Source organism: Streptomyces sp. NBC_00988, from assembly GCF_045162645.1.
Classification (GTDB): Bacteria; Actinomycetota; Actinomycetes; order Streptomycetales; family Streptomycetaceae; genus Streptomyces.
In genome coordinates this window covers 4,793,714-4,818,198 of sequence record NZ_CP108730.1, presented here as the reverse complement: position 1 = coordinate 4,818,198, position 24,485 = coordinate 4,793,714, and the positions used below count along the sequence as shown (strand labels likewise).

Annotated in this window: 18 protein-coding genes; 12 read left to right on the top strand and 6 right to left on the bottom strand. The window is 70.4% G+C overall.

What is annotated here, in order from left to right; genetic code table 11:
* The first annotated feature begins 122 nt into the window (after positions 1-122).
* The 3 genes from OG496_RS21895 (at position 123) to OG496_RS21885 (ending at position 3,238) form a co-directional block, all read left to right on the top strand.
* Complete coding sequence (locus OG496_RS21895; RefSeq protein ID WP_405972083.1) at positions 123-1,229, top strand: EamA family transporter; 1,107 nt, start codon at positions 123-125, stop codon at positions 1,227-1,229.
* The gene (locus OG496_RS21890; protein ID WP_405976674.1) at positions 1,148-2,392 is read left to right on the top strand and encodes a sigma-70 family RNA polymerase sigma factor; all 1,245 of its coding nucleotides are present in this window, start codon (positions 1,148-1,150) and stop codon (positions 2,390-2,392) included. Before OG496_RS21895 ends, OG496_RS21890 begins: the two co-directional genes overlap by 82 nt.
* 87 nt (positions 2,393-2,479) lie before the next feature.
* Positions 2,480-3,238: an SDR family NAD(P)-dependent oxidoreductase gene (locus OG496_RS21885; protein WP_405972082.1), complete on the top strand. Its 759-nt coding sequence runs from the start codon at positions 2,480-2,482 to the stop codon at positions 3,236-3,238.
* 67 nt (positions 3,239-3,305) lie between these two features.
* Here OG496_RS21885 and pepN (OG496_RS21880) read toward each other — a convergent pair whose 3' ends face one another.
* Complete coding sequence (gene pepN, locus OG496_RS21880; RefSeq protein ID WP_405972081.1) at positions 3,306-5,879, bottom strand: aminopeptidase N; 2,574 nt, start codon at positions 5,877-5,879, stop codon at positions 3,306-3,308.
* A 112-nt stretch (positions 5,880-5,991) separates the two neighbouring features.
* Here pepN (OG496_RS21880) and OG496_RS21875 point away from each other — a divergent pair, with 112 nt between their 5' ends.
* Positions 5,992-6,465: a DUF1203 domain-containing protein gene (locus tag OG496_RS21875; RefSeq protein WP_405972080.1), complete on the top strand. Its 474-nt coding sequence runs from the start codon at positions 5,992-5,994 to the stop codon at positions 6,463-6,465.
* Between the two features lie 163 nt (positions 6,466-6,628).
* On the opposite strand, the gene OG496_RS21870 is transcribed toward OG496_RS21875, so the two are convergent.
* Positions 6,629-7,645: an aspartate-semialdehyde dehydrogenase gene (locus OG496_RS21870; protein WP_399391651.1), complete on the bottom strand. Its 1,017-nt coding sequence runs from the start codon at positions 7,643-7,645 to the stop codon at positions 6,629-6,631.
* Positions 7,646-7,983: 338 nt separating this feature from the next.
* On the opposite strand from OG496_RS21870, the gene OG496_RS21865 reads away from it, so the two are divergent.
* Together OG496_RS21865 and OG496_RS21860 are read left to right on the top strand one after the other, a co-directional pair.
* Positions 7,984-8,505 (top strand): sigma-70 family RNA polymerase sigma factor, encoded by a 522-nt coding sequence (locus OG496_RS21865; protein ID WP_366491365.1) that lies wholly within the window; start codon positions 7,984-7,986, stop codon positions 8,503-8,505.
* A gap of 1 nt (position 8,506) precedes the next feature.
* Positions 8,507-9,256 carry a hypothetical protein gene (locus OG496_RS21860; RefSeq protein WP_405972079.1) on the top strand — a complete coding sequence of 250 codons (750 nt, stop codon included), beginning with the start codon at positions 8,507-8,509 and terminating at the stop codon, positions 9,254-9,256.
* 56 nt (positions 9,257-9,312) lie between these two features.
* On the opposite strand, the gene OG496_RS21855 is transcribed toward OG496_RS21860, so the two are convergent.
* Positions 9,313-12,615: a S8 family serine peptidase gene (locus OG496_RS21855; protein WP_405972078.1), complete on the bottom strand. Its 3,303-nt coding sequence runs from the start codon at positions 12,613-12,615 to the stop codon at positions 9,313-9,315.
* A gap of 113 nt (positions 12,616-12,728) precedes the next feature.
* Positions 12,729-13,292: a CGNR zinc finger domain-containing protein gene (locus OG496_RS21850; protein WP_405972077.1), complete on the bottom strand. Its 564-nt coding sequence runs from the start codon at positions 13,290-13,292 to the stop codon at positions 12,729-12,731.
* A 110-nt stretch (positions 13,293-13,402) separates the two neighbouring features.
* Between OG496_RS21850 and OG496_RS21845 the strand changes: the two genes are divergently transcribed.
* From OG496_RS21845 to OG496_RS21820, 6 genes are all read left to right on the top strand, one after another.
* Positions 13,403-13,852 carry a VOC family protein gene (locus OG496_RS21845; protein WP_405972076.1) on the top strand — a complete coding sequence of 150 codons (450 nt, stop codon included), beginning with the start codon at positions 13,403-13,405 and terminating at the stop codon, positions 13,850-13,852.
* Positions 13,853-13,854: 2 nt separating this feature from the next.
* The gene (locus OG496_RS21840; RefSeq protein WP_405972075.1) at positions 13,855-14,745 is read left to right on the top strand and encodes a pyridoxamine 5'-phosphate oxidase family protein; all 891 of its coding nucleotides are present in this window, start codon (positions 13,855-13,857) and stop codon (positions 14,743-14,745) included.
* A gap of 10 nt (positions 14,746-14,755) precedes the next feature.
* Positions 14,756-15,214, top strand: coding sequence for an NUDIX hydrolase (locus OG496_RS21835; RefSeq protein WP_405972074.1), 459 nt, complete (start codon positions 14,756-14,758; stop codon positions 15,212-15,214).
* A gap of 263 nt (positions 15,215-15,477) precedes the next feature.
* Positions 15,478-17,250, top strand: coding sequence for a TIGR03767 family metallophosphoesterase (locus OG496_RS21830; protein WP_405972073.1), 1,773 nt, complete (start codon positions 15,478-15,480; stop codon positions 17,248-17,250).
* A 98-nt stretch (positions 17,251-17,348) separates the two neighbouring features.
* Positions 17,349-18,485, top strand: coding sequence for a serine hydrolase domain-containing protein (locus tag OG496_RS21825; protein ID WP_405972072.1), 1,137 nt, complete (start codon positions 17,349-17,351; stop codon positions 18,483-18,485).
* A 727-nt stretch (positions 18,486-19,212) separates the two neighbouring features.
* The gene (locus OG496_RS21820; protein ID WP_405976673.1) at positions 19,213-20,421 is read left to right on the top strand and encodes a glycosyltransferase; all 1,209 of its coding nucleotides are present in this window, start codon (positions 19,213-19,215) and stop codon (positions 20,419-20,421) included.
* Positions 20,422-20,495: 74 nt separating this feature from the next.
* Here OG496_RS21820 and OG496_RS21815 read toward each other — a convergent pair whose 3' ends face one another.
* Positions 20,496-21,533: a hypothetical protein gene (locus OG496_RS21815; protein WP_405972071.1), complete on the bottom strand. Its 1,038-nt coding sequence runs from the start codon at positions 21,531-21,533 to the stop codon at positions 20,496-20,498.
* Between the two features lie 245 nt (positions 21,534-21,778).
* Positions 21,779-24,376: an aminopeptidase N gene (gene pepN, locus OG496_RS21810; protein ID WP_366490809.1), complete on the bottom strand. Its 2,598-nt coding sequence runs from the start codon at positions 24,374-24,376 to the stop codon at positions 21,779-21,781.
* Positions 24,377-24,485: the final 109 nt, after the last annotated feature.

Below are 24,485 nucleotides of genomic sequence, written 5' to 3'. Positions count from 1 at the left end.
CCGGTCAGTAGGTCGGTCGCAAGAAAGTGGATCAGCGGTCAGCGGATCACTGGTCAGTGGCTTGACGCTAACTAACTTACGACTAAGCTAGTTAGCAGTGACCTACCTGAAGGGTGCGTCCCATGACGACCACCAGCCGCCCCGCCCTCATAGCCCTCACCGCCCTCGCCCCCGTCTCCTGGGGCACCACCTACGCCGTCACCACCCAGTTCCTCCCGCCCGACCGCCCCCTCTTCACCGGCCTGATGCGCGCCCTCCCCGCCGGTCTCGTGCTCCTCGCGCTCGCCCGGGTGCTGCCGCGCGGCGCCTGGTGGTGGAAGGCGACGGTGCTCGGCGCGCTGAACATCGGCGCCTTCTTCCCGCTGCTGTTCCTGTCGGCGTACCGGCTCCCGGGTGGCATGGCGGCGGTCGTCGGATCGGTCGGGCCGCTGATCGTCGTAGGCCTCTCGGCGGTGCTGCTGGGGCAGCGGCCGACGGCTCGAAGCGTGCTCACCGGCGCCGTCGCGGCCTTCGGCGTCAGTCTCGTCGTACTGAAGGCGGCCGGGGCGCTCGACCCGGTCGGCGTGCTCGCGGCCCTCGCGTCCACCGCCTCGATGTCCACCGGCACCGTGCTGACCAAGCGGTGGGGCCGCCCCGACGGCGTCGGCCCGCTCGCCCTCACCGGGTGGCAACTCACCGCCGGCGGGCTGCTGATCGCCCCCGTCGCCTTCCTGGTCGAGGGGGCGCCGCCCGCGCTCGACGGCCGGGCGGTCGGCGGTTACCTGTACCTCGCGCTGGCCAACACGGCGATCGCGTACTGGCTCTGGTTCCGCGGCATCGGCCGGCTCTCCGCGACCCAGGTCACCCTCCTCGGCCCGCTCTCCCCGCTGACGGCGGCCGTCGTCGGCTGGGCGGCGCTCGGGCAGGCGCTCACGGCGGTGCAGGTGGCGGGGATGGCGCTGGCGTTCGGGGCGACGGTGTTCGGGCAGATCGGTACGCGTACGCCTCGCGTTCTCGTTCGGGAGGTAGCGTCACGCGGGAACGGCGTGACGCAACGCCGTGAGGCGACACTCGTGACGCAACGCCGGAGGCGCTCGTGGCCGAAGACTCCTGCCCCAGTTGTGGCAAGCCGCTCACCGCGCGGGCGGGCCGTACCGGCCGGCGTTCCGTGTACTGCTCCGCCGCCTGCCGACAGAAGGCCTACCGGGAGCGGCAGGGCGGCGGTGGCGGGGTCGGAGTCGACGGGCTGATCAAGGAGATCGGGCGGCAGGTGGAGGAGCTGGTGCCGCAGCCGCCTTCCGTCTTCTACTCCGGCGTGACGGAACTGTCGTCGTCCGTCGCGCGGCTGAGGCGGGTGGCACGGACGGCGCGGGACACCGCCCAGGAACCCGTCACTCACGTACCCGTTACGGAAGCCCCCGCCGTTCCCCAAGTCCCCGTCGACGAAGGCGACTTCGCGGCCCTCGTCGAGTCCCACCGCCGTGAGATCCAGGTCCACTGCTACCGCATGACCGGGTCGTACGACGACGCCGAGGACCTGGTGCAGGAGACGTTCCTGCGGGCCTGGCGGGCCCGGGACACCTTCGAGGGGCGGGCCGGTGCCCGCACCTGGCTGTACCGCATCGCCACCAACGCCTGCCTGGACTTCCAGCGCCGTACGGCCCGCCGCCCCAAGCGCTACGAACCGTTGCCCGGCATGAACCACGGCGGCGGGGAGCCGCCCGCCCGTATCACGTGGCTACAGCCCTACCCCGACGACGAGTTGCCCTCCGCCGAGGAGCAGCCGGAGGCCGCCGCGGTCTCCCGCGAGACCCTCGAACTGGTCTTCCTGGCCGCCGTACAGCATCTCCCGCCGCGCCAGCGCGCGGTGTTGGTGCTGCGGGACGTGCTCGGGCTGACCGCCGTGGAGACCGGCGGGGCGCTCGACATGACCGTGGCCTCGGTCAACAGCGCGCTGCAACGGGCCCGCCCCACCCTGCGCGACCGCCTGCCCGGCCGCCGCGCGGACTGGACGACCGCCGAACCCACCGAGCGCCAACGCACCCTGGTCAAGCGGTACATGGACGCCGCCGAGCGACTCGACCTGTCCGAGGTCGCCGCCCTGCTCAGCGAGGACGTCACCCTCACCATGCCGCCGAACCCGTTCTGGTTCACCGGCCGCGACGCGCTCCTGGAGTTCCTGAGCGTGAGCCTCGACGCCAACTCGCCCATGTTCCTGGGCCATTGGCGTCACCTGCCTGCCCGTGCCAACGGGCAACTGGCGGCCGGGGGTTACGTCCGCAGGCCCGGTACGACCGTCTACCGCGCCCAGGTTCTCGACGTGCTCCGCTTCGACGCCGACGACCGGATCATCGAGATCACCTCCTTCGAACCGCACCTGTTCCCGGCCTTCGGACTGCCCCTGCGTCTGTGACCGACGAGGGGTGACCGATGAGTGGTGGGCCCCGCGTGCGTCTGTATGACCGACTCGAACGACATACGACCCGCAAGGAGAACCACCATGCTGCTCACCGACAAGACCGCGGTCATCTACGGCGCCGGCGGCTCGATCGGCGGTGCGGTCGCCCGCGCCTTCGCCGCCGAGGGAGCCCGCGTCCACCTCGTGGGACGCACCCTGGAGACGCTGGAGGCCGTGGCAGGTGACATCAAGGACGCCGAGGTGGCCGTCGTCGACGCCCTCGACGAGACGGCCGTGGAGGAACACCTCGCCCGCGTCGGCGACATCGACGTGTCCTTCAACCTCGTCTCGCGCGGCGACGTCCAGGGACTGCCGATCACCGACATGCCCGTCGAGGCCTTCCTGGCGCCGGTGATCAACGGCACCCGCGCCAACTTCATCACCGCCCGCGCCGCCGCCCGCCGGATGGCCGAGCGGGGCAGCGGCGTCGTCCTCACCCTCAACAGCGGTTCCGCGCACGGCAGTCCGATGATGGGCGGCACCGGTCCCGCCGACGCGGCGACCGACAGCCTGGTGCGCAACCTGGCGATGGAGCTGGGCCCGCGCGGGGTGCGCGCCGTAGGACTGTGGGCCGCCGGCATCCCCGAGACCCTCACCGTCGAGAAGCTCGGCAAGGTCAACCCCGACCTCAACGAGGCGGCGATCCAGGGCATCCTCGACCACCTGTCGAGCCTGCGCATGACCCGCCGCAACCCCACCCTCGCGGAGATCACCGCGACCGCCGTGTTCCTCGCCTCGGACCACGCGGCGAGCATCACCGGCACGTTTGTCAATGTCACCGGCGGGATGTTCCCGGGCTGAGCGGGTCGAGGACACGCGAAGGGGCGCCCGGCATCGTGCCGGGCGCCCCTCATGGCCGTAGAACCGACTACGAAGCGGCCGCGTCCGCGGCCTGGGCCTTGAGCGCGCGTTCCACGCCCGAGCGGGACTCCGAGACCAGGCGGCGCAGGGCCGCGTTGGGCTCGGCGGTCGTCAGCCAGGTGTCCGTGCGGTCCAGGGTGTCCTGGGAGACCTGGATCGACGGGTAGAGGCCGACCGCGATCTGCTGGGCGATCTCGTGCGAGCGGGTGTCCCAGGCCTCCTTGACGGCGGCGAAGTACTTCTCCGTGTACGGCGCCAGGAGTTCGCGCTGGTCGGTCTGGACGAAGCCCGAAATCACGGCTTCCTGAAGGGCGTTGGGAAGCTTGTCGGACTCGACGACCTGCGCCCAGGCCTCCGCCTTCGCCTCCTCGGTCGGACGGGCGGCACGGGCGGTCGCCGCGTGGCGCTCACCGGCGGCGGTCTTGTCGCGCTCGTACTCGCCGGCGATCTCCGACTCGTCGAACCGGCCCACGGACGCGAGGCGTTCGACGAACGACCAGCGCAGCTCGGTGTCGACGGCCAGGCCCTCGATCGTCTGGGTGCCCTCCAACAGGGCGTCCAGCAGGTCGAGTTGCTCCGGGGTGCGGGCCGTGGACGCGAACGCGCGGGCCCACGCCAGCTGGTGGTCGCTCGCGGCCTCGGCGGAACGCAGGTGCGCCAGCGTGGCGTCCGTCCACCGGGTGAGCAGGGCCTCGCGGGCGGCCGGGTCGGCGTACAGCTCGATCGCCAGCTTCACCTGCCGCTGGAGCGACTGCACGACGCCGATGTCGGACTCCTTGCCGATGCCCGACAGGACGAGCGACAGGTAGTCACGGGTGGCGAGTTCGGCGTCGCGCGTCATGTCCCAGGCCGAGGCCCAGCACAGGGCGCGGGGCAGCGAGGACTCGAAGTCGCCGAGGTGCTCGGTGACGAACGCGAGGGACTGCTCGTCGAGGCGGACCTTCGCGTACGACAGGTCGTCGTCGTTGAGCAGCACCACGTCCGGACGGCGCTTGCCCACCAGCTGCGGTACGGCGGTGAGTTCGCCGTCCACGTCCAGCTCGACGCGCTCGTCGCGCACCAACTTGCCGGTGTCCTCGTCGAGTTCGTACAGGCCGACGGCGATGCGGTGCGGGCGGAGCGTCGGCTCGCCCTTGGCTCCGGCGGGCAGGGCCGGGGCTTCCTGGCGGATCGCGAAGGCGGTGATGACACCGTCCGCGTCCGTCTCGATCTCCGGGCGCAGGATGTTGATGCCGGCGGTCTGCAGCCACGCCTTCGACCAGGTGCTCAGGTCACGGCCGGAGGTCTCCTCCAGCGCGCCGAGTAGGTCGGACAGACGGGTGTTGCCGTACGCGTGGCGCTTGAAGTACGCCTGCACGCCCGCGAAGAACTCGTCCATGCCGACGTAGGCGACGAGCTGCTTCAGGACGCTCGCGCCCTTGGCGTACGTGATGCCGTCGAAGTTGACGAGGACGTCGTCCAGGTCGCGGATCTCGGCCATGATCGGGTGCGTGGACGGGAGTTGGTCCTGCCGGTACGCCCACGTCTTCATCGAGTTGGCGAACGTGGTCCACGAGTGCGGCCAGCGCGAGTCGGGCGCGTACGCCTGGCAGGCGATGGAGGTGTAGGTGGCGAACGACTCGTTCAGCCACAGGTCGTTCCACCACTCCATGGTCACGAGGTCGCCGAACCACATGTGGGCCAGCTCGTGCAGGATGGTCTCCGCGCGCACCTCGTACGCGGCGTCGGTCACCTTGGACCGGAACACGTACTGGTCGCGGATGGTCACCGCGCCCGCGTTCTCCATCGCGCCCGCGTTGAACTCCGGGACGAACAACTGGTCGTACTTCTTGAAGGGGTACGCGTAGGCGAACTTCTCCTGGAACCAGTCGAATCCCTGCCGCGTGACCTCGAAGATCGCGTCCGAGTCGAGGAACTCGGCGAGCGAGGGCCGGCAGTAGATGCCCAGCGGCACGCTCTGCCCGTCCTTCTCGTACACGCTGTGGACGCTGTGGTACGGCCCGACGATCAGCGCGGTGATGTACGTCGAGATGCGCGGCGTCGGCTCGAACACCCAGGTGTCGTCCCGAGGTTCGGGCGTCGGGGAGTTGGAGATGACGGTCCAGCCGGAGGGCGCCTTCACGGTGAACTGGAAGGTGGCCTTGAGGTCGGGCTGCTCGAAGGAGGCAAAGACCCTTCGCGCGTCCGGGACCTCGAACTGGGTGTAGAGGTAGGCCTGTTGGTCGACGGGGTCGACGAACCGGTGCAGCCCCTCACCGGTGTTGGTGTAAGCGCAGTCGGCGACGACCCTGAGAACATTGGGCCCCTCCAACAACCCGGCCAGGGCGATCCGCGAGTCCTTGAAGACCTCGTCGGGGTCGAGCGGGTCGCCGTTCAGCGTCACCTCGTGGACGGCCGGGGCGACCAGGTCGATGAAGGACTCGGTGCCGCCCTCCGTCACATCGAAGCGCACCGTCGTCGCGGACCTGTAGGTCCCGCCCTCCTGCGCGCCGGAGAGGTCGAGATCGATCTCGTACGAGTCAACGGTGAGCAGCGTTGCCCGCTGCTGCGCCTCTTCGCGAGTCAGGTTTGTGCCAGGCACGCGGTCATCTCCTCGTTATGTGTGGGTTGCGCCATCCTTCCACGGGAGCTGCGGGAAGCGCGATGTCCGTATCCCGCCGGTGAGCGGGGCGGACGAGCGCGAGCCTGGGTTCATGACGACGTACACGGCACGACCCGTCGACCCGACGGTCCTGAAGGAGCTGCGCTCTGCTGACGACGCGGGGCGCGGAATGGTTCCCGCGCTAGATGAGGAGGGCGGCGCTCCGCTCCGCTGCTGCCTGCGCCGCAGCGAGCCCGGCGAGCGGATCGCCCTGGTCTCGTACGCCCCGCTGCGCCGCTGGGCTGCGGAAACAGGCGCCGAGCCGGGGGCGTACGACGAGCAGGGGCCGGTGTTCATCCACGCGGAGGAGTGCGGGGGGCCTGCGGCGGGATCCGGATATCCCTTCGCGGGGTCGCACCGCACGGTCCGGCGCTACTCGGCCGAGGGCCACATCCTGGGCGGCGAGCTGGTCGACACCCTCGACGACGAGGCCTTCGCCCGGGCGTTCGCCGATCCGTCCGTGGTTCTCGTCCACGTCCGGGCGGTGGAGTACGGCTGCTTCTTCTTCGAGGTGCGCAGGGCCTAGCAACCTGGGGGCTGCGCCCCCAGACCCCCGCTTCGGCCTGAAATTTCAGCCCCTCCGGCGTTTGAGGAGCGGGGGTCCGGGGGCTGGCCCCCGTGTCGGGGTCGAAGGGGCGGAGCCCCTGGAGGATGGGACGGGTAGGGGCGGCGGGGGCGAAGAAAGCCCGTCAGCTCCTGAGTTCCGCCGCCACCAGCTCCGCGATCTGCACCGCGTTCAGCGCGGCGCCCTTGCGGAGGTTGTCGTTGGAGATGAACAGCGCGAGCCCGTGCTCGACCGTCTCGTCGGCGCGGATCCGGCCGACGTAGGACGGGTCCTGCCCGGCCGCCTGGAGGGGCGTCGGGATGTCGGTCAGGGCGACACCCGGGGCGCCGCCGAGCAGCTCCGTCGCGCGCTCGACCGAGATGGGGCGGGCGAAACGGGCGTTGACCTGGAGGGAGTGGCCCGAGAAGACCGGAACGCGGACGCAGGTGCCGGAGACCTTCAGCCCGGGGATCTCCAGGATCTTGCGGGACTCGCTGCGGAGCTTCTGCTCCTCGTCGGTCTCGTGCAGGCCGTCGTCGACGATCGACCCGGCGAGGGGGAGCACGTTGAAGGCGATGGGGCGCTTGTAGACCTGCGGCTCGGGGAAGTCGACCGCCGAACCGTCGTGGGTGAGCTTGTCGGCGTCCGCCACGACCTTCAGGGCCTGGCCGTGCAGCTCGGCCACACCGGAAAGACCGGAACCCGACACCGCCTGGTATGTGGCGACGACCAGCGCTTCGAGCCCCGCCTCCGCGTGCAACGGCTTCAGCACCGGCATCGCGGCCATCGTCGTGCAGTTCGGGTTGGCGATGATGCCCTTGGGACGGTCGACGATCGCGTGCGGGTTCACTTCCGAGACGACCAGCGGGACCTGCGGGTCCTTGCGCCACGCGGAGGAGTTGTCGATGACGACCGCGCCCTGCGAGGCGACCTTCTCGGCCAGCGCCTTCGAGGTCGCGCCGCCCGCCGAGAACAGCACGATGTCGAGCCCGGAGTAGTCCGCGGTCGCCGCGTCCTCCACCGTCACGCCGTCCAGGACCGTCCCCGCCGAACGGGCCGAGGCGAACAGACGCAGCTCGGTCACGGGGAAGTCCCGCTCCACGAGGATCCTGCGCATGACCGTGCCGACCTGACCGGTGGCTCCGACGATTCCGACCTTCACGGCGACTCCCTTTGCGTGCGTTCTACGTGGTCCAGCGCTTCCATGATGCGTCTCACCCGTGCCCGTGTGTCCAATCCTTTCGCCGCCCGGCCCGAGGAGTGGGACGCGACACCTGACCGCCCCCGGCCCGATCCTGCGGCGACGGCTCCGCGCGCTGCGAGAAATCCGCCCCGCACCGGCCCCGGACCGCAAGCCGTCCCGCCCGCCGGTGTGATCCATGCCTCCACGCCTCCACGCCTCCGGGCCTCCGTCCGCCGCCGCGGAAAACTCCTCCTCGCCCGGCCGAACGTTTCCGCCCGCTCCCGCGTCGTAGAGGAAACGCGGTGAGGGGGTGGCTTGTGCTGCGCAGAAAGGCCCGCCGGGTCCAGGAGGACGACGATCCTCTGGACGCGGCCCAGGAACGGCGGGTGCGGGCGGTGCTCGCGCTCGGCGGGGTGCCGCAGGCGGATCTGCCGGACGGTGTCCAGCAGGTACGGCTGCGGCTGCTGGAGCGGGCGGCGAAGGGCGACGAGGCGCCGCGTGACGTCTCGGCGTGGGCGGCGGTCGTCGCCTCGAACCTCGCCATGGACTGGCACCGCGCCAAACGCCGCCAGGAGCGGGTGGGGGAGCGGCTGGCCTCCCTGCGCCAGCTGGAGCACCCCTCCGGCGAGGACACGAGCGTCCTGTCCATGGCGGTGGCGCAGGGCCTGGACGAACTGCCCGACCAGCACCGCCAGGTCCTCGTCCTGCGGTTCTTCGCCGACCTGCCCGTGCGCGGGATCGCCGAGGAACTCGGCATCCCGGAAGGCACGGTCAAGAGCCGGCTGCACTCCGCGGTCCGCGCCCTGCGCGACCGCCTGCACGAGGACGAGGTGGTGTGACGTGGCTGCCGAGTACGACGGCGTGGACGCGCTGATGGCCGCGATCACGGACGAGCCGTTGCCGCGGGGCGCGGACACGGACGCCGGGTTCATGGCCGAGCACCGGGCCGCCAAAGCCGAAGTGGCGTTGCTGCGCGAGCAGTTGGGGATCATCGGGGAGGCACTGTCGGCACCCCCCGCGCCCGCGCCGGAACCCGTGCCCACCAGGGCCCGCCCGGCCCGGCGCCGCCGTCCCGCCCTGCGTGTCCTCGCCTACGGCACGCTCGCGACGGCGGTCGTCGCCACGATGATCACCGGGCTCGCCTGGCTGGCCGCGAACAACGGGGTCTCGGGCGGCGCGGCGAGCAGCAGCGCGGACCAGGGGGCGAAGACCGGCTCCGGCCCGGCGCAGGACAAGGCGCCGGAGGCCACGGGCGCACTGTCCGACCCGGAGCTGTACGTGGCCTGCTCCCGCCTCCTGGTCGAGGGGACCGTGACCGAGGTGCGGCCGGGCTCCGACCCCCGGAAACGGATCACGCTCGCCGTCACCCACTCCTACCGGCCCGCCCACGGCCCGGCCGACGTCACGGTCGTCCTGGCCGCGGGGATGCAACCGGCGCCGCGCCAGGGGCAGCACGTGCTGGTCGGGGTCCCGAAGGGTTCGGACACGGCGACCCTCTGGGCCGTCGGCGACGACGCGGTCGCCACGGACCGGGACGCGATCGTCGAGGCGCTGACCGGGCCCGGCACCACCACCTGCCCGACCGGCTGACATGAAAGGGGCGGGCGCCCGCACGGACGCCCGCCCCCTTCACGCCGTAGTGATGGCTACGACGTGACCTTCTCGATCTTCACGCTGCCCAGCCCCGCGACCGTGCCGCGGGCGTTGACCAGCTGGACCTGGCCGAAGAACTCGCGTCCCTCGGGAGCCGGGGCCAGGGCGGTGACGCTGCCCGAGACCGTCGCCGAGGCGCCCGTGGCGAGCTTCACCGGAGTCGAACCGTCGACGGTGACCGTGCCGAGCGCCGGGGAGAAGAACACGTCCCGGTAGTCGTACGCGGTCGAGCCGGACGGCACCGAGTAGCCCGCGACCTCGACCGTGTACGTACCGGCGGCCGGGTTGGCGATGGAGACGGACTCCTCCGAGTCGCCGTCGGCGGACTGGCCGACGACGGTCCCGGCGGCGTTCTTCACCGTCAGGTCCAGGTCCGCCGCCGTGTCCGAGACGTTGCCGATGGCGACGTCCAGGGACGTGGCGCCGGCCGGGACGTCGACCGTGGTGGTCTGGGTGACGCCCTCGGTGATGGTGGGCCGCGCGGTCAGCGAGGAGCCGAGCGGGCCGCCCTTCAACGTGCCGGTGAGGGCCGCGTAGTTGTTCGTCACCTTCCAGGAGGCGGTGGCCGGGACGCCGACCTTCGCCTCGGGCACGGTCACGGTCTCCGGGTCGAAGGCCGCGCCGAGGACGGTGGCGTCCAGCTTGTACGGGTTGTCGAGCAGCGGCGAGGTGCGGCGCGCCTCGACCTCGATCTCCCAGACCCCGGCCTGCGGGTCGGCGTACGAGCGCACGTCGGGCTTGCAGCCGTTGCCGTCGAGGTAGTTGTTGTAGCAGTACGGGGTGCCGGTGTCCTCGACCGGAACGCCGTACGGGTGGATCGAGATGAACCGCGTCTGGCTCTTGTCCTTCAGCCCGCTGATCGCGACCTCAAGGGCCTTGGCGCCCGCGGGGACGGTCACGAAGTACGACTGGGTGCTGTTGCGCTGCACCGAATTCGCCGTGGAGTAGGTGTAGTTGACGGGCGAGGCGACCACGACCGTCGTGAGGATCTGCTTGTCGAGGCCCTCGGTCTTCGGGTCGTCGACCTCCAGGATCGCGCTCTTGATGCCCGAACTCCTGGGCGCCGCCTGCACCTTGACCGTCACCGGCTGGTTCAGCGGGAGCTTGACCTCGTCCGAGCCGACGATCCGGAAGGTGTCACCGGCGTTGTTCTCGAAGTGCAGCTCGTGCCGAACGGCCTTGTCCGCACCGGTGGTTCGCGTGATGGTGATGTCGTACGTCTTCTTCGCGCCGGCCTTGAGGCCGCCCTCGCGGTCGTAGAGACCGGTTCCGAAGCCGGGCGTCTTCAGCGCGTAGTCGATCGCGGTGTCGACGGGAGCCTTCACCGTGTACTCGTGAGACGTGGCGCCGTCCTTGATGGACTTCCACGCGTCCACGATGTTGATGAGGCCCGCGCCCTCCTCGTATGCCTGAACACCCTTGATGTGATCGGCCGTTGAGGTCAGCGCCGTGCGCAGGGTCGCCGGGGTGAGCGCGATGTGCTTCTGCTTCGCGGCGCTCAGCAGCAGCGCCGAGGCACCGGCTGCCTGCGGGGAGGCCATCGAGGTGCCCTGGAGCATCGAGTAGCCGGCCGGCAGCGTGTAACCCCCCTCGGGGACCGGGGAACCCGGCAGCCAGGTCTGGGTCGAGTTGATCGCGGCGCCGGGCGCGACGAGCGTCGGCGTGAAGCCGCCGTCCTCACGCGGGCCGCGCGAGGAGAACGGCAGCAGCTGGTACGAAGTCGCCACCTGCGAGCCGTAGTTGGCGGCCCAGGTCTGCTTCGAGATCGAGGCGCCGACCGAGATCACCTTGTCGGCCAGACCGGGGTCGCCGATCGTGTTGGCGCCCGGACCGGAGTTGCCGGCCGAGATCACCAGCTGCACGCCGTAGGTGTCGATGAGGCGCGTGTACAGCTCGGCGCGCGCGTTGTTGCCGTCGTTCAGCGCGGGCAGGCCGCCGATCGACATGTTGACGATGTCGACACCGCGGTTGGCGACGAGGTCGATCATGCCCTCAGTGAGCGCCACGTTGGTGCAGCCGCCGGTCCAGGTGCAGGCGCGGGACGACACGAGCTTCGCGCCGGGTGCCTCGCCGTTCATCTTGCCGCCGAACAGGCCGTTGGCCGCGGTGATACCGGCGACGTGCGTGCCGTGCTCGGACTCGATGACACCGATGTTGACGAAGTCGGCGGTCTTGCCGACCCAGGACCCGCCGTACGGGTCCATCGGGACGTCCTTGCTGATCTGCACGACGAACGGCTGCCGCTCGACGACGTCCGTCGCCGGGTTGTCCGTCCCGAAGTAGCCGACCTGGTAGCCGTCCTTGTACGGCTTCATCGGGGTGTCGTCGCTGAAGTTCTGGTTGTTGTTCAGGTCGACCGTCACCGTGCCGGCCGCCGGGTCGTACAGGACACCCCACGCGTCGGTGGTGTCACCGTCACGGTTCGCGTCGCCCGCCGCGTCACCGCCGGTGGTGTACGACTCCTTGAACGTGCTGATCTCGTACGACCCCGCGGGCGCCGTCCAACTCGTGCCGCCGTAGGTGAAGTTGGGGCCGGAGACGGCCGTCACCATCGGGCGCCAGGTCTGGTCGCCGTCGACGATCGGGTCGGTCGAGGTGACCCAGTCGACGATCTTGCGCTCGCCGGTGGTGGTCTTCTGCAGCGCCGGGTGGCCGAGGTCGACGCCGGAGTCGAGGATGCCGATGGTGATGCCGCGGCCGTCCGCCTTCGGGTTCTTCTTCACGAAGTCGACGGCGCCCGTCTCGAAGGACGGGTTGTACGGGTTCTCGGCGGGAGTGTTCTTGTTCGGCGCCGAGTAAGTGGTCGTCGCCGTGGCCTTGTTGGCGCTCTTGGCGCCCTTCGCGGTGTCCGCGCTCGGCGTCGGGTCGTCGAGCGCGATCTCCTGCCGCAGGTCGATGGCGTGCACCGAGGACAGCTTCGCGGCGGCGGCGATCGCCGAGTCCGCCCTGCCGGTCGGGACGGTGGCGCGGACGTAGCCGAGCTTGTCGTAGGTGCGGCCCACGGAGCCGCCCTTGACCGCGTCCAGCTGCTGGGCGACCTGCTCGGTCGCGCCCGGCGCGGTGGCGATCATCATCGTGACGTTCTTGTCGCCGTCGGCCTTGGCCGTGGCGAGCAGATCGGCGTCGTCCGAACCGAGTTTGGCGGCGGCGGACTTGACCGTGCCGTCCGCGGATGTGGTGGCGGACGGTGAGTCGGCGGAGAAGGCCATGGGTATCGGCCCGGCCGCGGAGAGCGCGGCGACGAGACCGGCGGCCACGGATATCCGGGCCACGCGTCTCTGGTGGGAGAGGGTCATCGGCATCCCTTGTAGGTGAAGAATCCAGTGCCGGACGAGGGCACAGCTTTACCCAAGGGACGGTTGTTTGGGAAGTGTTGACCGAAACGCTATGAACGTATGGGGAAAACCCCCTATTCGTTCCCGGGGTTCGAACGTGCGTAGTGACGGGACGCCTTCGCGCGGTTGCCGCAGGCCGCCATCGAGCACCAGCGGCGGGTGCCGTTCCGCGACGTGTCGAAGAAGCGCAGGACGCACGCCTCGTGGGCGCAGCGGCGGATGCGGTCCGGGGCGGTGGAGAGCAGCTCCAGATAGCTGCGGGCGGCGAGCCAGCCGGGCCCCCACCTGGGGTCCTCGAACTCGGGCACCTCGCCGGGCCCGTCGGCGGTGAGGGTGGCGCGGATGCGTCCCATGCTGAGTACGGCGTCGAGGTCGCCCGTGCGACCGTCGTCCAGGGCCAGCTTCAGCGCGGTGCGCGTGCCGTTGACGTGCGTCAGGGTGACCGTGTCGGCCGCGAACCGCTCGTCGAGCCCGTTCGACCCGAGCCACACGGCGAGCCCGCCCGGGACCGCGAGCAGATCCTGTACGACCCCGTCCCGCATCCACCACGTGTTGAGCAGGTCGAGCGCGAGCGGCTCACCGATGAGCGGCCGGGGGTCCTCGATGAGGGGTGTCGGCTTCGACTTGGGCTTCGGCATATCGGGTGCCTCTCTTCTGATCTAACCGGTCAAGAGTACGTGACCGGTTGACGCCCCTAAGTCTAACCATTAACGTCACTTACAACGGTTAGATTTTGGGAGGGCTTCGCATGACCCTGCACCTCGGCCACATCGGCCTGAACGTCACCGACCTCGGCCGCTCGCTCGCCTTCTACCGCGACGTCCTCGGCTTCGCGGTCCTCGCCGAGGGCAAGGAGGACGACCGCCGGTACGCGTTCCTGGGCGACGGCGACGACGGCCGCCCCCTCCTCACCCTCTGGCAGCAGGCGCAGGGGCCGTACGACAGCGACCGCGCCGGCCTGCACCACCTCGCGTTCGCGGCCGACTCGATCGAGCGGGTCCGGTGGTACGAGGAGGCGCTCAAGGCCTACGGCGCCGAGTTCGCGTACGAGGGCGTGGTCGCCCACCGTGAAGGCGCGGCCTCCGGCGGCATCTTCTTCCACGACCCGGACGGCACCCGCCTGGAGATCTCGGTGCCGACCGGCGCGGAGGACGCTCCGGCCCCGAACACCGACGCCCCGACCTGCGGTTTCTTCTAGTCATGGGCGCCTATCACGCGGGCTCCCGCACCGTGCAGGACCGGGTGGGGGTGCGCGAACTCGCCGACCACGTCGGCCAGATCATCGGCCAGGGCATCAAACCGGTGGCCGCCGCCTTCCTCGAACTCCAGCCTCTGCTGATCCTGGGCGCGGCCGACCCCGCGACGGGCCGGGTATGGGCCTCACCGCTCACCGGCGACCCCGGCTTCGTCCGCGCGACGGGCCCGCACCAGATCTCGATCACCGGCGCCACCCGCCCCACCGACCCCCTCACCCCGGCCCTCGCCGACGCACGGGACCTCCCGGTCGGCACGATCGCACTCGACCCCCGCACCCGCCGCCGTATGCGCGTGGACGGCCGACTCCGGCGTACGGAACGGGGGTTGGCGATCGAGGCGGAGCGGGTGTTCGCCAACTGCCCCAAGTACATCCAGCGGCGGGAGTCCTACGAGACGCTCGCCGACCGCGAACCCGCACGCCCCCGGCGTGGCGCCGAACTGACCACCTCCCAGGCCGAGTTCATCGCGACGGCCGACACCTTCTTCCTCGCCACCGTCCACCAGCACGGCGCCGACGCCAGCCACCGGGGCGGCAACCCGGGCTTCGTACAGGCGACTTCACCCCGCGAGCTGACCTGGCCGGACTACGCGGGCAACGCCATGTTCCTGAGCCTGGGCAACCTGCTCGCCGACCCGCGCGCGGGACTCCTCTTCCTCGACTGGACGACGGGCACGACACTCCAACTCACCGGCGAGGCAAGGACGGAGTTCGACGGGGACGGGGAGCGCAGGGTGCGTTTCGCCGTCACCGAGGTCGTCGAGAGCGCCGCCGCACTCCCTCTGCGCTGGTCCGCGCCCGAATACTCACCTGCCAATCCGGACCCGGCGAACTAACGTCTACCGGATGCGCAAGAAGCTGAGGGTCGCCGCCTACGCCGTCTGCGTCCGGGACGGTCAGCTCCTGCTGGCCCGTTCACCGATCGCGGGCGGGGGACACGAGTGGGTGCTGCCCGGCGGCGGCATGGACCACGGCGAGCACCCGAACGACACGGTCGTACGGGAACTGGAGGAGGAGACCGGCTACCACGTCGAGGTCACCGGACTGCTCGGCGTGGACACGACCCACCACGTCCTCCCGTGGAGCTATCGGCGCAAGGTGGACCACCACGGCCTCCGGATCGTCTACGAGGCCAGGATCGTCGGCGGCGAGCTGCGCAACGAGATCGGCGGGTCCACCGACATGGCGGCCTGGCATCCGCTGGACGACGTACCCGGGCTCACCCGGGTCGGGTTGATCGACGTGGCGCTGCGGCTGTGGCGGGAGCGGCCGACAGCCGGACGGGTCGACCACTCCCTGAAATAGCTCCGGGATAGCTTCAGTACCCCGGCAGATGAACACGGAGTAGCGGCTTCCCGGCGGCTCGACGAGCGTTCACGAACGCACAGGGGTCTCCAAGATCGACGTACGGTGATCGGCGCTACACGTTGCCGTCTCGTTTACGCGCAGGTCATCCCCGATGCCAAGCATCCAGTACGAGCGGGAAGTTCGCGACCGCGATCGAAAACCGATCGCCGCGAAGGCCCGCGACCACTGCCGACGCAGTTCGTACTCGGGGAGATCGCGCCATGTCGCGCACACGCTCTGTCGCCAGCTCCGCGCTGGGGGTCAACCGCCGTACCGTCCTCGCCGCCACCGCGGCCGTGTCCGTCTCCGCAGGCGTCGGTTACGCCCTACGGCCCACCGACAGCCAGGCCGCCACCGCCACCGCTGATGCCGCCAACGCCGCCGCCGAGGCGCCCGTCGCGCACTCCCGCGTGGCACCGGCCGCACCCCTCACCCCGTACACCAAGGGCACCACCCTCGCCACGGTCGCCGCCCCGCGCGCCGGCTCCGGCTACCGCCGGCTCGGCGACGGCGCCGGGTGGAAGCGCGTCGTGCGCGGCGACCTCGCCAACGCCAAGTCCGGGCGCGCGGGCCGCCGTACGGCGCTCGCGTCGTTCGTGCAGTTCACCGATCTGCACCTGATGGACACCCAGCACCCGCTGCGCCTGGAGTACCTGCGCTCCACCGACAAGCACGCGTGGCGCCCGCACGAGGCGCTGACCGTGCAGGGCGGGATCTCGCTGGTCGAGCGGGTCAACGCGCTGCGCGGTGCCCCGGTGACCGGCTCCCCGCTGCACTTCGTGATGACCACCGGCGACAACACGGACAACAACGCCAAGTCCGAGCTGGAATGGTTCATGAAGATCATGAGCGGCGGCCGGTTCACCCCCAACACCGGTGACCCGCGCCACTACGAGGGCGTCCAGAACAGCGGCCTCAAGCTGTACTGGCAGCCCGACTCCACCGTGCGCGACGGCGACAAGCAGGTCGGCTTCCCGCACCTCACGGGCTTCCTGGCCGCCGCGGTCCGCGAGGTCCGCAGCCCCGGCCTCAACCTGCCCTGGTACTCCACGGTCGGCAACCACGACGCGCTCCCGCTCGGCTGCTTCGGCTCGCACGCGGACCCGTACCTCACCGAACTCGCCATCGGCGGCAAGAAGTTGATGACCGCGACGGCGGCCGAGGCGAAGAAGCTGCAGAACTCGATCCGGGACGCCAAGGACCCCAAGGGCACGGGTTACGGCGACTTCCTCAAGGCGCACGCCCGCTCCGCGCGGTCGATCACGCCGGACGAGAACCGCGCCCCGTACACCTCCGCGGAGTACCTCAAGGCCCACCTCGACCCGGCCTACCAGGGCCTCGGCCCGGTCGGTCACGGCTACTCCTCGGCGAACGTCGACGCGGGCACGCAGTACTACGCGTTCAGCATCGCCGACGACGTGATCGGCATCAGCCTCGACACCACGGACGCGGGCGGCCACTACGAAGGGTCCATCGGGGCAACGCAGTTGAGGTGGCTGGACAAGACGCTCCGCGACAACAAGGACTCGTACGCGGTGATCTTCAGCCACCACACCAGTCAGACGATGGACAACACCCGCCCCGACCCGGCACACCCCACCGAGCGCCGCTACGAGGGCTCGGCGGTCATCGCTCTCCTCGGCAGCCACCCCAACGTGCTGGCCTGGGTCAACGGCCACATCCACCGCAACGTCATCACCCCGCACTCGGCGCCCGACGGTCGCAGCTTCTGGGAGATCTCCACGGCCTCGCACGTCGACTATCCCCAACTCGCCCGTGTCATCGAGCTGGTGGACAACAAGGACGGCACGCTGTCCCTCTTCACCACGCTCATCGAGTCCGCGGCCCCGCACCGCACCGACTTCTCCGACCTCACCCAGACCGGCCTCGCGGCCCTGTACCGCGAACTGTCGTACAACGCACCGGGTTCCAGCACGGTGCTGGGCGGCGCCGCGAGGGACCGCAACACGGAGCTGCTCCTCAAGAAGGGCTGAAACTCACTCAACTGGCGTAGACCCGGGCAACCTTCGCGCCGGAAGGCCGTGTCCATCCCCTCGACCGAGCTGAACCGGGCTCAACAGAGGGGGAAGACATGGCAGTTCGCGCGGCAGTGATGGGTGCGACGGCGGTGGCGTTGTCGGTGGCGCTGGCGGGTCCCGCGACGGCGGCGCCCGCCGGACGGGACCACACGGCGACGCAGGAGGCTCTCCGGGCGGCCGTGGAGGACGGCGCCCCCGGCGTCACGGCCACCGTGCGGGACAGCGGCACCACCTGGTCGACGACGGCCGGCGTGGGCAACCTCCGTACCGGCAAGCCGCGTTCGGCCGACGACCGGTACCGGGTGGGCAGCATCACCAAGGCCTTCGTGTCGACGGTGCTGCTCCAACTGGAGGCGGAGGGCCGCCTGTCGCTCGACGACACGGTGGAGAAGTGGCTGCCGGGCGTGGTCCAGGGCAACGGCAACGACGGCGGCAGGATCACCGTCCGCCAGCTCCTGAACCACACCAGCGGCATCTACAACTACACGGAGGACGACGACTTCGGCCGTGCGTACTTCACCAAGGACGGCTTCTTCCAGCACCGTTACGACACGAAGACCCCGGCCGCCCTGGTGGCGATCGCGATGTCCCACAAGCCGGACTTCACGCCGGGCACGTCGTGGCACTACTCCAACACGAACTACGTCCTGGCCGGCATGGTCATCCAGAAGGTCACGGGCCACTCGTACGCGACGGAGATCCGCGACCGCATCATCAACCCCCTGCACCTGAGGGCGACTTCACTCCCCGGCACGAAGGTGACGGTTCCGCGCCCGAGCAGCCATGCCTACAGCAAGCTGGCGGAGGAGACGACGGGTCCGACGTACGACGTCACGAAGCTGAACCCGTCGCTGGCCTCGTCGGCGGGCGAGATGATCTCCAGCTCCGCCGACCTGGACCGCTTCTACGGCGCGCTGCTGGGCGGAAAGCTCCTCCCGGCGAAGCAGCTCAAGGAGATGCAGACGACAGTGCCGGCGGGCGACAGCCCGACCACGCGCTACGGCCTCGGTATCTCCGACATCAAGCTGCCCTGCGGTGTCCATCTCTGGGGCCACGACGGCGGTATCCACGGCTCGTCGTCGGCGGTGGTGGCGACGCCCGACGGCCGTCATTCGCTGGCGTTCAACTTCAACGGGGACTGGTCGGGGGACGCGGGGGCGGTGGTGTTGGGGGAGTTCTGCGGGACGTGACGGCTCCACGCGGGTAGCGGTTGCGGAGGAGCAGCACACAGCACACGAGGGAACAGGCCAGCCCCGCGTACAGCAGGGGCGATGCCCAGGGCCACACCACCTCGGTGCTGTGACCGCTGCTCCAGTAACACCGGACGGACAGCGGAAAGCTCCCCCTGCTCACCGACGTCAGCCTGAAGTCCGCCCCGACATCCCAGTACACGCCGTCGGCACGCCTGTCCGCACACAGATCGAGCAGGTTGGTGAAGGCCGAGCGCGTAGACGGTCCCGGCCCCGAAGGCAACGAGGAAGACCGTGAACACGGGCGGACCGAAGATCGCGAAGAGGGACATCACGCACCTGACGGTATGTCGATCGGGGGAACGGATCGAGGAGGAGCGGCCGTGAACCGCTCCCAGTGGAAGACCCTTCGGACCCGGAAGCTCCTGGGTGACTCCGTACCGGCAGCCATCAGCAGTCCGTGCCCTACCCCCGCGGTACGGCACGGCCCTCGAATCACCCGAATGGTTTCCGCGCGGAGACATCGGAAAGACGGTTCGCGTCCAGCTCGCCGTAGGCCCCCGTACCAATTGACCCCCGGATAACCAACCGGACCCAGATACGAGACGCCCAGTTCATTCGGACGAAATGTCCATGCCGCCTCATAACGGCTAACCCGCTGTTCACGGGGATGGCTCGATTCATATGCAAGGCGGGTGGTCGTGTGCGCGCTAGACACGAGCTGCACGTGCTGTCGGTCTACGAGGGGTTCTTCTCCGGAGGAGCCCGCATCGTCCACAGCGACGTCGTACTGGGACTGGTGGAGGGCGGCCAGCACCATACGGTGCTCAGCATCCACGGAGAAGTACACCGAGAAGCAACCCGGCAGGCCATGGAGAACGACGCCTGCTATCAGCAACTGACCGCGGCCGGCGTCGGCGTCTCGACCCTCGGCCGCAGCTTCGGCGGTGGTGATGATCAGGCCACGGTGGGGTTCACCGGGCCCGAGCTCGCCGACGCCGCCCGTGCCCTCGCGGACGCCGACGTCGTCCTGTCGCTCAAGGAGCAGCCGCTCTCGCTGCTCAACCAGGCGGGACTGCCCCGCCGCCCCGTCGTCGTGTGCCTGCACCGTTCGGACCCCGAACACTCGGGCACCGCTCTCGACGAACTGAAGGCCGCCATCGCCGATGGCAAGGTCGTCGCCGCCGTCTGCTGCGCGGAGTCCACCCGCGACGCCTACCAGGCCGCCGGCATCCCGCCCGAGGTCCTCCACGTCATCCCCAATGGCGTGGATCTTCTTCGCTTCCGTCCCGATCCGGCCCGGCGGCTCGCGCTCCGCGCCTCGCTCGGCATTCCGGACACCGCCCCCGTCGTCGTCTTCGCCGCCCGCTACGCCACGATGAAGAACATCCCGCTCTTCCTCCGTGCGGCCAACGAGTGGCTACGGCGCGAACCCGCCGGGCACGTCCTGATGTGCGGCGCGGGCATGACCGACCACGACCAGCCCGCCCTCTCCGCCGACATCGACGACGCCTTCGGGGAGGAACGAACCCTGCTCGCCGACCGGCTTCATCTCCTCGGTGTGCGGCGGGACATGGAGACCGTCTACGCCGGGTCGGACGTCGTCGCGCTGACGTCGTCCTTCGGTGAGGCAGCGCCCCTCTGCCTCATCGAGGGCATGATGTGCGGGGCCGTACCCGTCGCCACCGACGTCGGCGACAGCGCGTCCATCGTCGCCGGGCACGGCATCATCACGCCCCCCGACCCGGACGCCGTCGCGTCGGCCTGGACCGAGGCGGTCATCGGCCGCGCGGAGTTCGCCAAGGCCCACGCCCGCAGCCGCGAACGCTTCAGCCGTACGCGCATGATCGCCTCCTACGCCGCCCTCATCGACGGCCTCCACGCGGGACAGACGACGACGAGCGCCGCCCCGCCGCCGTTGCCCGAGCCGCTGTAACCGGGAATACGAGGAGGGGCCACCGACCCCCGGTGGCCCCTCCTCTCCCCTCCTGATCCCGCCCCGGTCCGTCACTACCGGGGCAGCACCACGACATACGCGGCCGGATCGCGGTCGGCCGACGCCATGAGCGCCGTACGGACCACCGCCGCCTGTTGCTCCATCGCGTCCCGGAGCTTCTTCGGGGTGATGTGGACGACCGTGATGCCCAGCCGCTCCAGGTGCTCGCGCTTGCGGGCGTACTCCGACCACAGGGCGTCCTCGTCCTGGCGCGGGGCGCGGGTGTCCAGTTCTACGGCTACCGCCTGTTCGGGCCAGTACGCGTCCAGGCCGCCCAGGTGCGGGCCGCCGGGCAGACGCAGGTCGACGTTCCACACCGGGTCGGGGAGGCCGTGCTCGCTCACCATCCGGTAGAGGCGGTCCTCCGCGATCGCGCGGCCCTCGGCCAGCAGCGAGTCCACCGCGTCCACCACGTGCGGTCGGCTCAGCAGCTTGGCGTTGTTCAACTCCCGTACCACCGCGGCCGGTTCGCAGTGACCGCCGCGTACCGCCTCGGTGAGCAGCCCGCGTACCGCGTTCGCGTCCGACAGCTCAGCCACCGCGTCCGCGAGGGCCCGCGGCACCGGGGCGACCGGGACGCCCTTCGCCTGCTGCGGGGTGGGAAGCGAGGCCGTGCGGACGATCCGCGCGCAGCCCGTCGAGCGGAGTCGGCGCATCCGGGGGACCAGGACGTCGATCTGCTTGAGGGAGGCCAGCTCCGGCGCCGACGTGAAGCCGCGCAGGGTCAGCGCCGCCAGGCCCGTGACCATCGTCTCCGTGTACGTCGGCCGGTGCGGGCCCTCCGCGCCGGGCTGGACCGGGACCCCCGCCGTCCGCTCCCGCGCCGCGTACATCAGCACCGCGTGCAGCCGCTCCTCGCCGGTGGGCGGGCCGGAGTGCAACAGGACGACACCGGGGAGGAGTTGCTGCCACGGCCCGTCGGGACGGCACTGCTCGTTCACCTCGGCGGCCGGGACACCGTGCGCCCGGAGCTGAGCCGTCGTCAGCACGCGGCGGTGCACCTCGGTGAGGTGGCTGAGGGGGCGGGGGGAGAGCGGGGTGTTGTGGTTCATGCAACGGGGTTTCCCGCGCCGGATCCGGTCCCTAACCGCTGTTACACGCCCGTCGACAAATCCGGACAACACGGCACTAAAGGACAGGCGTTCGGATGCCGAGTAGGCGCCGAAAACCCCTGGTCCGGATGGGGTGGACCAGGGGTTACGGGGTGGATTACCTGTATTCAGTAACGGTGACGGAGAGGCCAATCACAGGCCAACGATCAGCCCCTCGGCCCCTCGGCCCTCAACTCCTCGGCCCCTCAGCCTTCAGCGCCCCGCCCCTCGTTGTCCGCCGCCTGTGCCCGCAGCGCCCGCGCCAGGTCGTCCCGCGACTCCAGGACCAGCCGCCGCAGCGCTGGCGCCGCCCCCTCGTGGGACGTCAGCCACGCGTCCGTCGCGTCCAGCGTCGCCTGCGCGTCCTCGGCGGCCGGGTACGCCGGGAACAGCCCCCGCACCACGTCCACGCCGATCTGGATCGACCGCTCCGACCACACCCGCTCGATCGCCGCGAAGTACTTCTCCGTGTACGGCGCGAGCAACTCCCGCTGCGAGGGCTGCGCGAACCCCGCGATCGTCGCCTCGACGAGCGCGTTGGACAGCGCGTCCGACTCCACGACCTGCGCCCACGCCTGCGCCTTGACGGCCGCCGAGGGGCGGGCGGCGAGACAGCGGACCTGGTGGCGCTTGCCGGACGCGGTGTCGTCCCGGGCCAGTTCGGCGGCCACGACGGTCTCGTCGGCGGCGCCGTGCGCGGTCAGCGGCTCCAGGAACGCCCAGCGCAGCTCCTGGTCGACAGCAAGGCCATCGATCTTCTCCGTACCGTCCAACAGGGCGTGCAGCAGGGCGAGTTCCTCCGGCGCCGAGGCCACCGACGCGTAGAAACGCGCCCACGCCAGCTGCTGCTCGCTGCCCGGCTCGGCGTCCCGCAGATCCCGCAGCGCGATGTGCGCCAGGATCCTCGCGCCGGTCTCGCGCCACCACGGCGGCGAGTAGTTGACCAGCGCCGAGTTCGCCCAGGCGTGCAGCATCTGCAGGACACCGATGTCGGTCTCCCGGCGCCCGAACCGCGTCACCAGATCGATGAAGTCGGGCGCGAGCAGCAACGCGTCCCGCGTCATGTTCCACAGCGCCGACCAGCACAGCGCCCGCGCCATCGGGTCGGTGAGCGCGCCGAGTTGCTCGCGCAGGGTGGCGAGCGAGGTCGCGTCGAAGCGGGTCTTGGCGTAGGTGAGGTCCTCGTCGTTGACGAGCACCAGTTCCGGCGCGTCCGCACCGGCCAGCTCCACTACGACCGTCCGCGCGCCGTCGACGTCCACCTCGGCCCGCTCGTACCGCACGAGCCGGTTGTCCTCCATCCGGTAGAGGCCCACCACGACCCGGTGCGGGCGCAGCTCAGGATGCGAGTCGGCAGCCTCCTGAATCACCGTCAGCTCGGCGATGCGGCCGCCCTCCACGTCCAACACCACTTGCGGGGTGAGGGAGTTGACCCCGGCCGTCTGCAGCCACGACCGCGCCCAGGACGCCATGTCCCGCCCGCTCGTCTCCTCCAGCACCGACAGCAGGTCACCGAGGCGCGTGTTGCCGTAGGCATTCCGCTTGAAGTAGCGGCGCGCGCCTTCGAGGAACGCGTCCTGGCCGGCGTACGCCACCAACTGCTTCAGTACGGAAGCCCCCTTGGCGTACGTGATGCCGTCGAAGTTGAGCTTCGCGTCCTGGAGGTCGCGGATGTCGGCGGTGATCGGGTGCGTGGAGGGGAGCTGGTCCGCGCGGTACGCCCACGCCTTGCGGCGGTTGGCGAAGCTGATCCAGGCGTCGGTGAAGCGGGTCGCGCCGACGTTCGCGAACACGCCCATGAAGTCGGCGAAGGACTCCTTCAGCCACAGGTCGTCCCACCACTCCATGGTGACGAGGTCGCCGAACCACATGTGCGCCATCTCGTGCAGGATCGTGTTCGCCCGCCCCGAGTACGAGGCCTGCGTGACCTTCCCCCGGAAGATGTACTCCTCGCGGAAGGTGACGAGCCCCGGGTTCTCCATCGCGCCGAGGTTGTACTCGGGCACGAACGCCTGGTCGTACTTCCCGAACGGGTACGGGTAGTCGAAGTGCTCGTGGAAGAAGTCGAGGCCCTGCTTGGTGATCAGGAAGACGTCGTCGGCGTCGAAGTACGGCGCCAGACCCTTGCGGCACATCGCGCCGAGCGGGATCTCCAGCGTCGTACCGTCGTCGAAGGTGCGCGAGTACGAGTCCGTCACGTAGTGGTACGGGCCCGCCGCGAACGCCGTGATGTACGTCGAGATCGGCTTCGTCTCCGCGAACTTCCATACGCCGTCGGCCAGTTCGCCGACGCCGTTGCTCCACACCGTCCAGCCCTCGGGGGCCCGCACCTCGGCGCGGAACGGCGCCTTGAGGTCCGGCTGCTCGAAGTTGGCGAAGACCCGGCGCGAGTCGGCCGGCTCGTACTGCGTGTAGAGGTAGACCTCGCCGTCCTCGGGGTCGACGAAGCGGTGCATGCCCTCGCCGGTACGGGAGTACGCGCACCGCGCGTCGACGATCAGCTCGTTCTCGGCGGCCAGGTCCTCCAGCTGGATGCGCGTGCCGTCGAAGACCGCGCCCGGGTCGAGGTCCTTGCCGTTGAGCGACAGGGCGGTCACGGCCGGCGCGATCAGGTCCGCGAAGCTCGCCGCGCCCGGCTCGGCGCAGCGGAACCGGATCGTGGTCACCGACCGGAAGGTCCGCGGCCCCTCGCCGGCGTCGTCGCCCACCGCCGAGCGCAGGTCGAGGGACACGTCGTACCCGTCGACGGACAGCAGGGCGGCCCGCTCACGGGCCTCGTCGCGGGTCAGATTCTCACCGGGCACGGAGCAGCTCCCTCGGATGATGTCGGCTGGTGTTCGATATGCGGTCAGGGCCGATCCTGCCATGCGCCCCTGACCGCAGGTACCCGGGAATGAGGTGGCGAGGGACGGT

Excerpts from the sequence above, each read along its gene's own strand:
- OG496_RS21835 (WP_405972074.1), top strand. The coding sequence starts at position 14,756 with ATGCGCAAGAAGCTGAGGGTCGCCGCCTACGCCGTCTGCGTCCGGGAC.
- OG496_RS21830 (WP_405972073.1), top strand. The coding sequence starts at position 15,478 with ATGTCGCGCACACGCTCTGTCGCCAGCTCCGCGCTGGGGGTCAACCGC.
- OG496_RS21895 (WP_405972083.1), top strand. The coding sequence starts at position 123 with ATGACGACCACCAGCCGCCCCGCCCTCATAGCCCTCACCGCCCTCGCC.
- OG496_RS21875 (WP_405972080.1), top strand. The coding sequence starts at position 5,992 with ATGACGACGTACACGGCACGACCCGTCGACCCGACGGTCCTGAAGGAG.
- OG496_RS21840 (WP_405972075.1), top strand. The coding sequence starts at position 13,855 with ATGGGCGCCTATCACGCGGGCTCCCGCACCGTGCAGGACCGGGTGGGG.
- OG496_RS21825 (WP_405972072.1), top strand. The coding sequence starts at position 17,349 with ATGGCAGTTCGCGCGGCAGTGATGGGTGCGACGGCGGTGGCGTTGTCG.
- OG496_RS21845 (WP_405972076.1), top strand. The coding sequence starts at position 13,403 with ATGACCCTGCACCTCGGCCACATCGGCCTGAACGTCACCGACCTCGGC.
- OG496_RS21850 (WP_405972077.1), bottom strand. The coding sequence starts at position 13,292 with ATGCCGAAGCCCAAGTCGAAGCCGACACCCCTCATCGAGGACCCCCGG.
- OG496_RS21815 (WP_405972071.1), bottom strand. The coding sequence starts at position 21,533 with ATGAACCACAACACCCCGCTCTCCCCCCGCCCCCTCAGCCACCTCACC.
- OG496_RS21885 (WP_405972082.1), top strand. The coding sequence starts at position 2,480 with ATGCTGCTCACCGACAAGACCGCGGTCATCTACGGCGCCGGCGGCTCG.
- OG496_RS21855 (WP_405972078.1), bottom strand. The coding sequence starts at position 12,615 with ATGACCCTCTCCCACCAGAGACGCGTGGCCCGGATATCCGTGGCCGCC.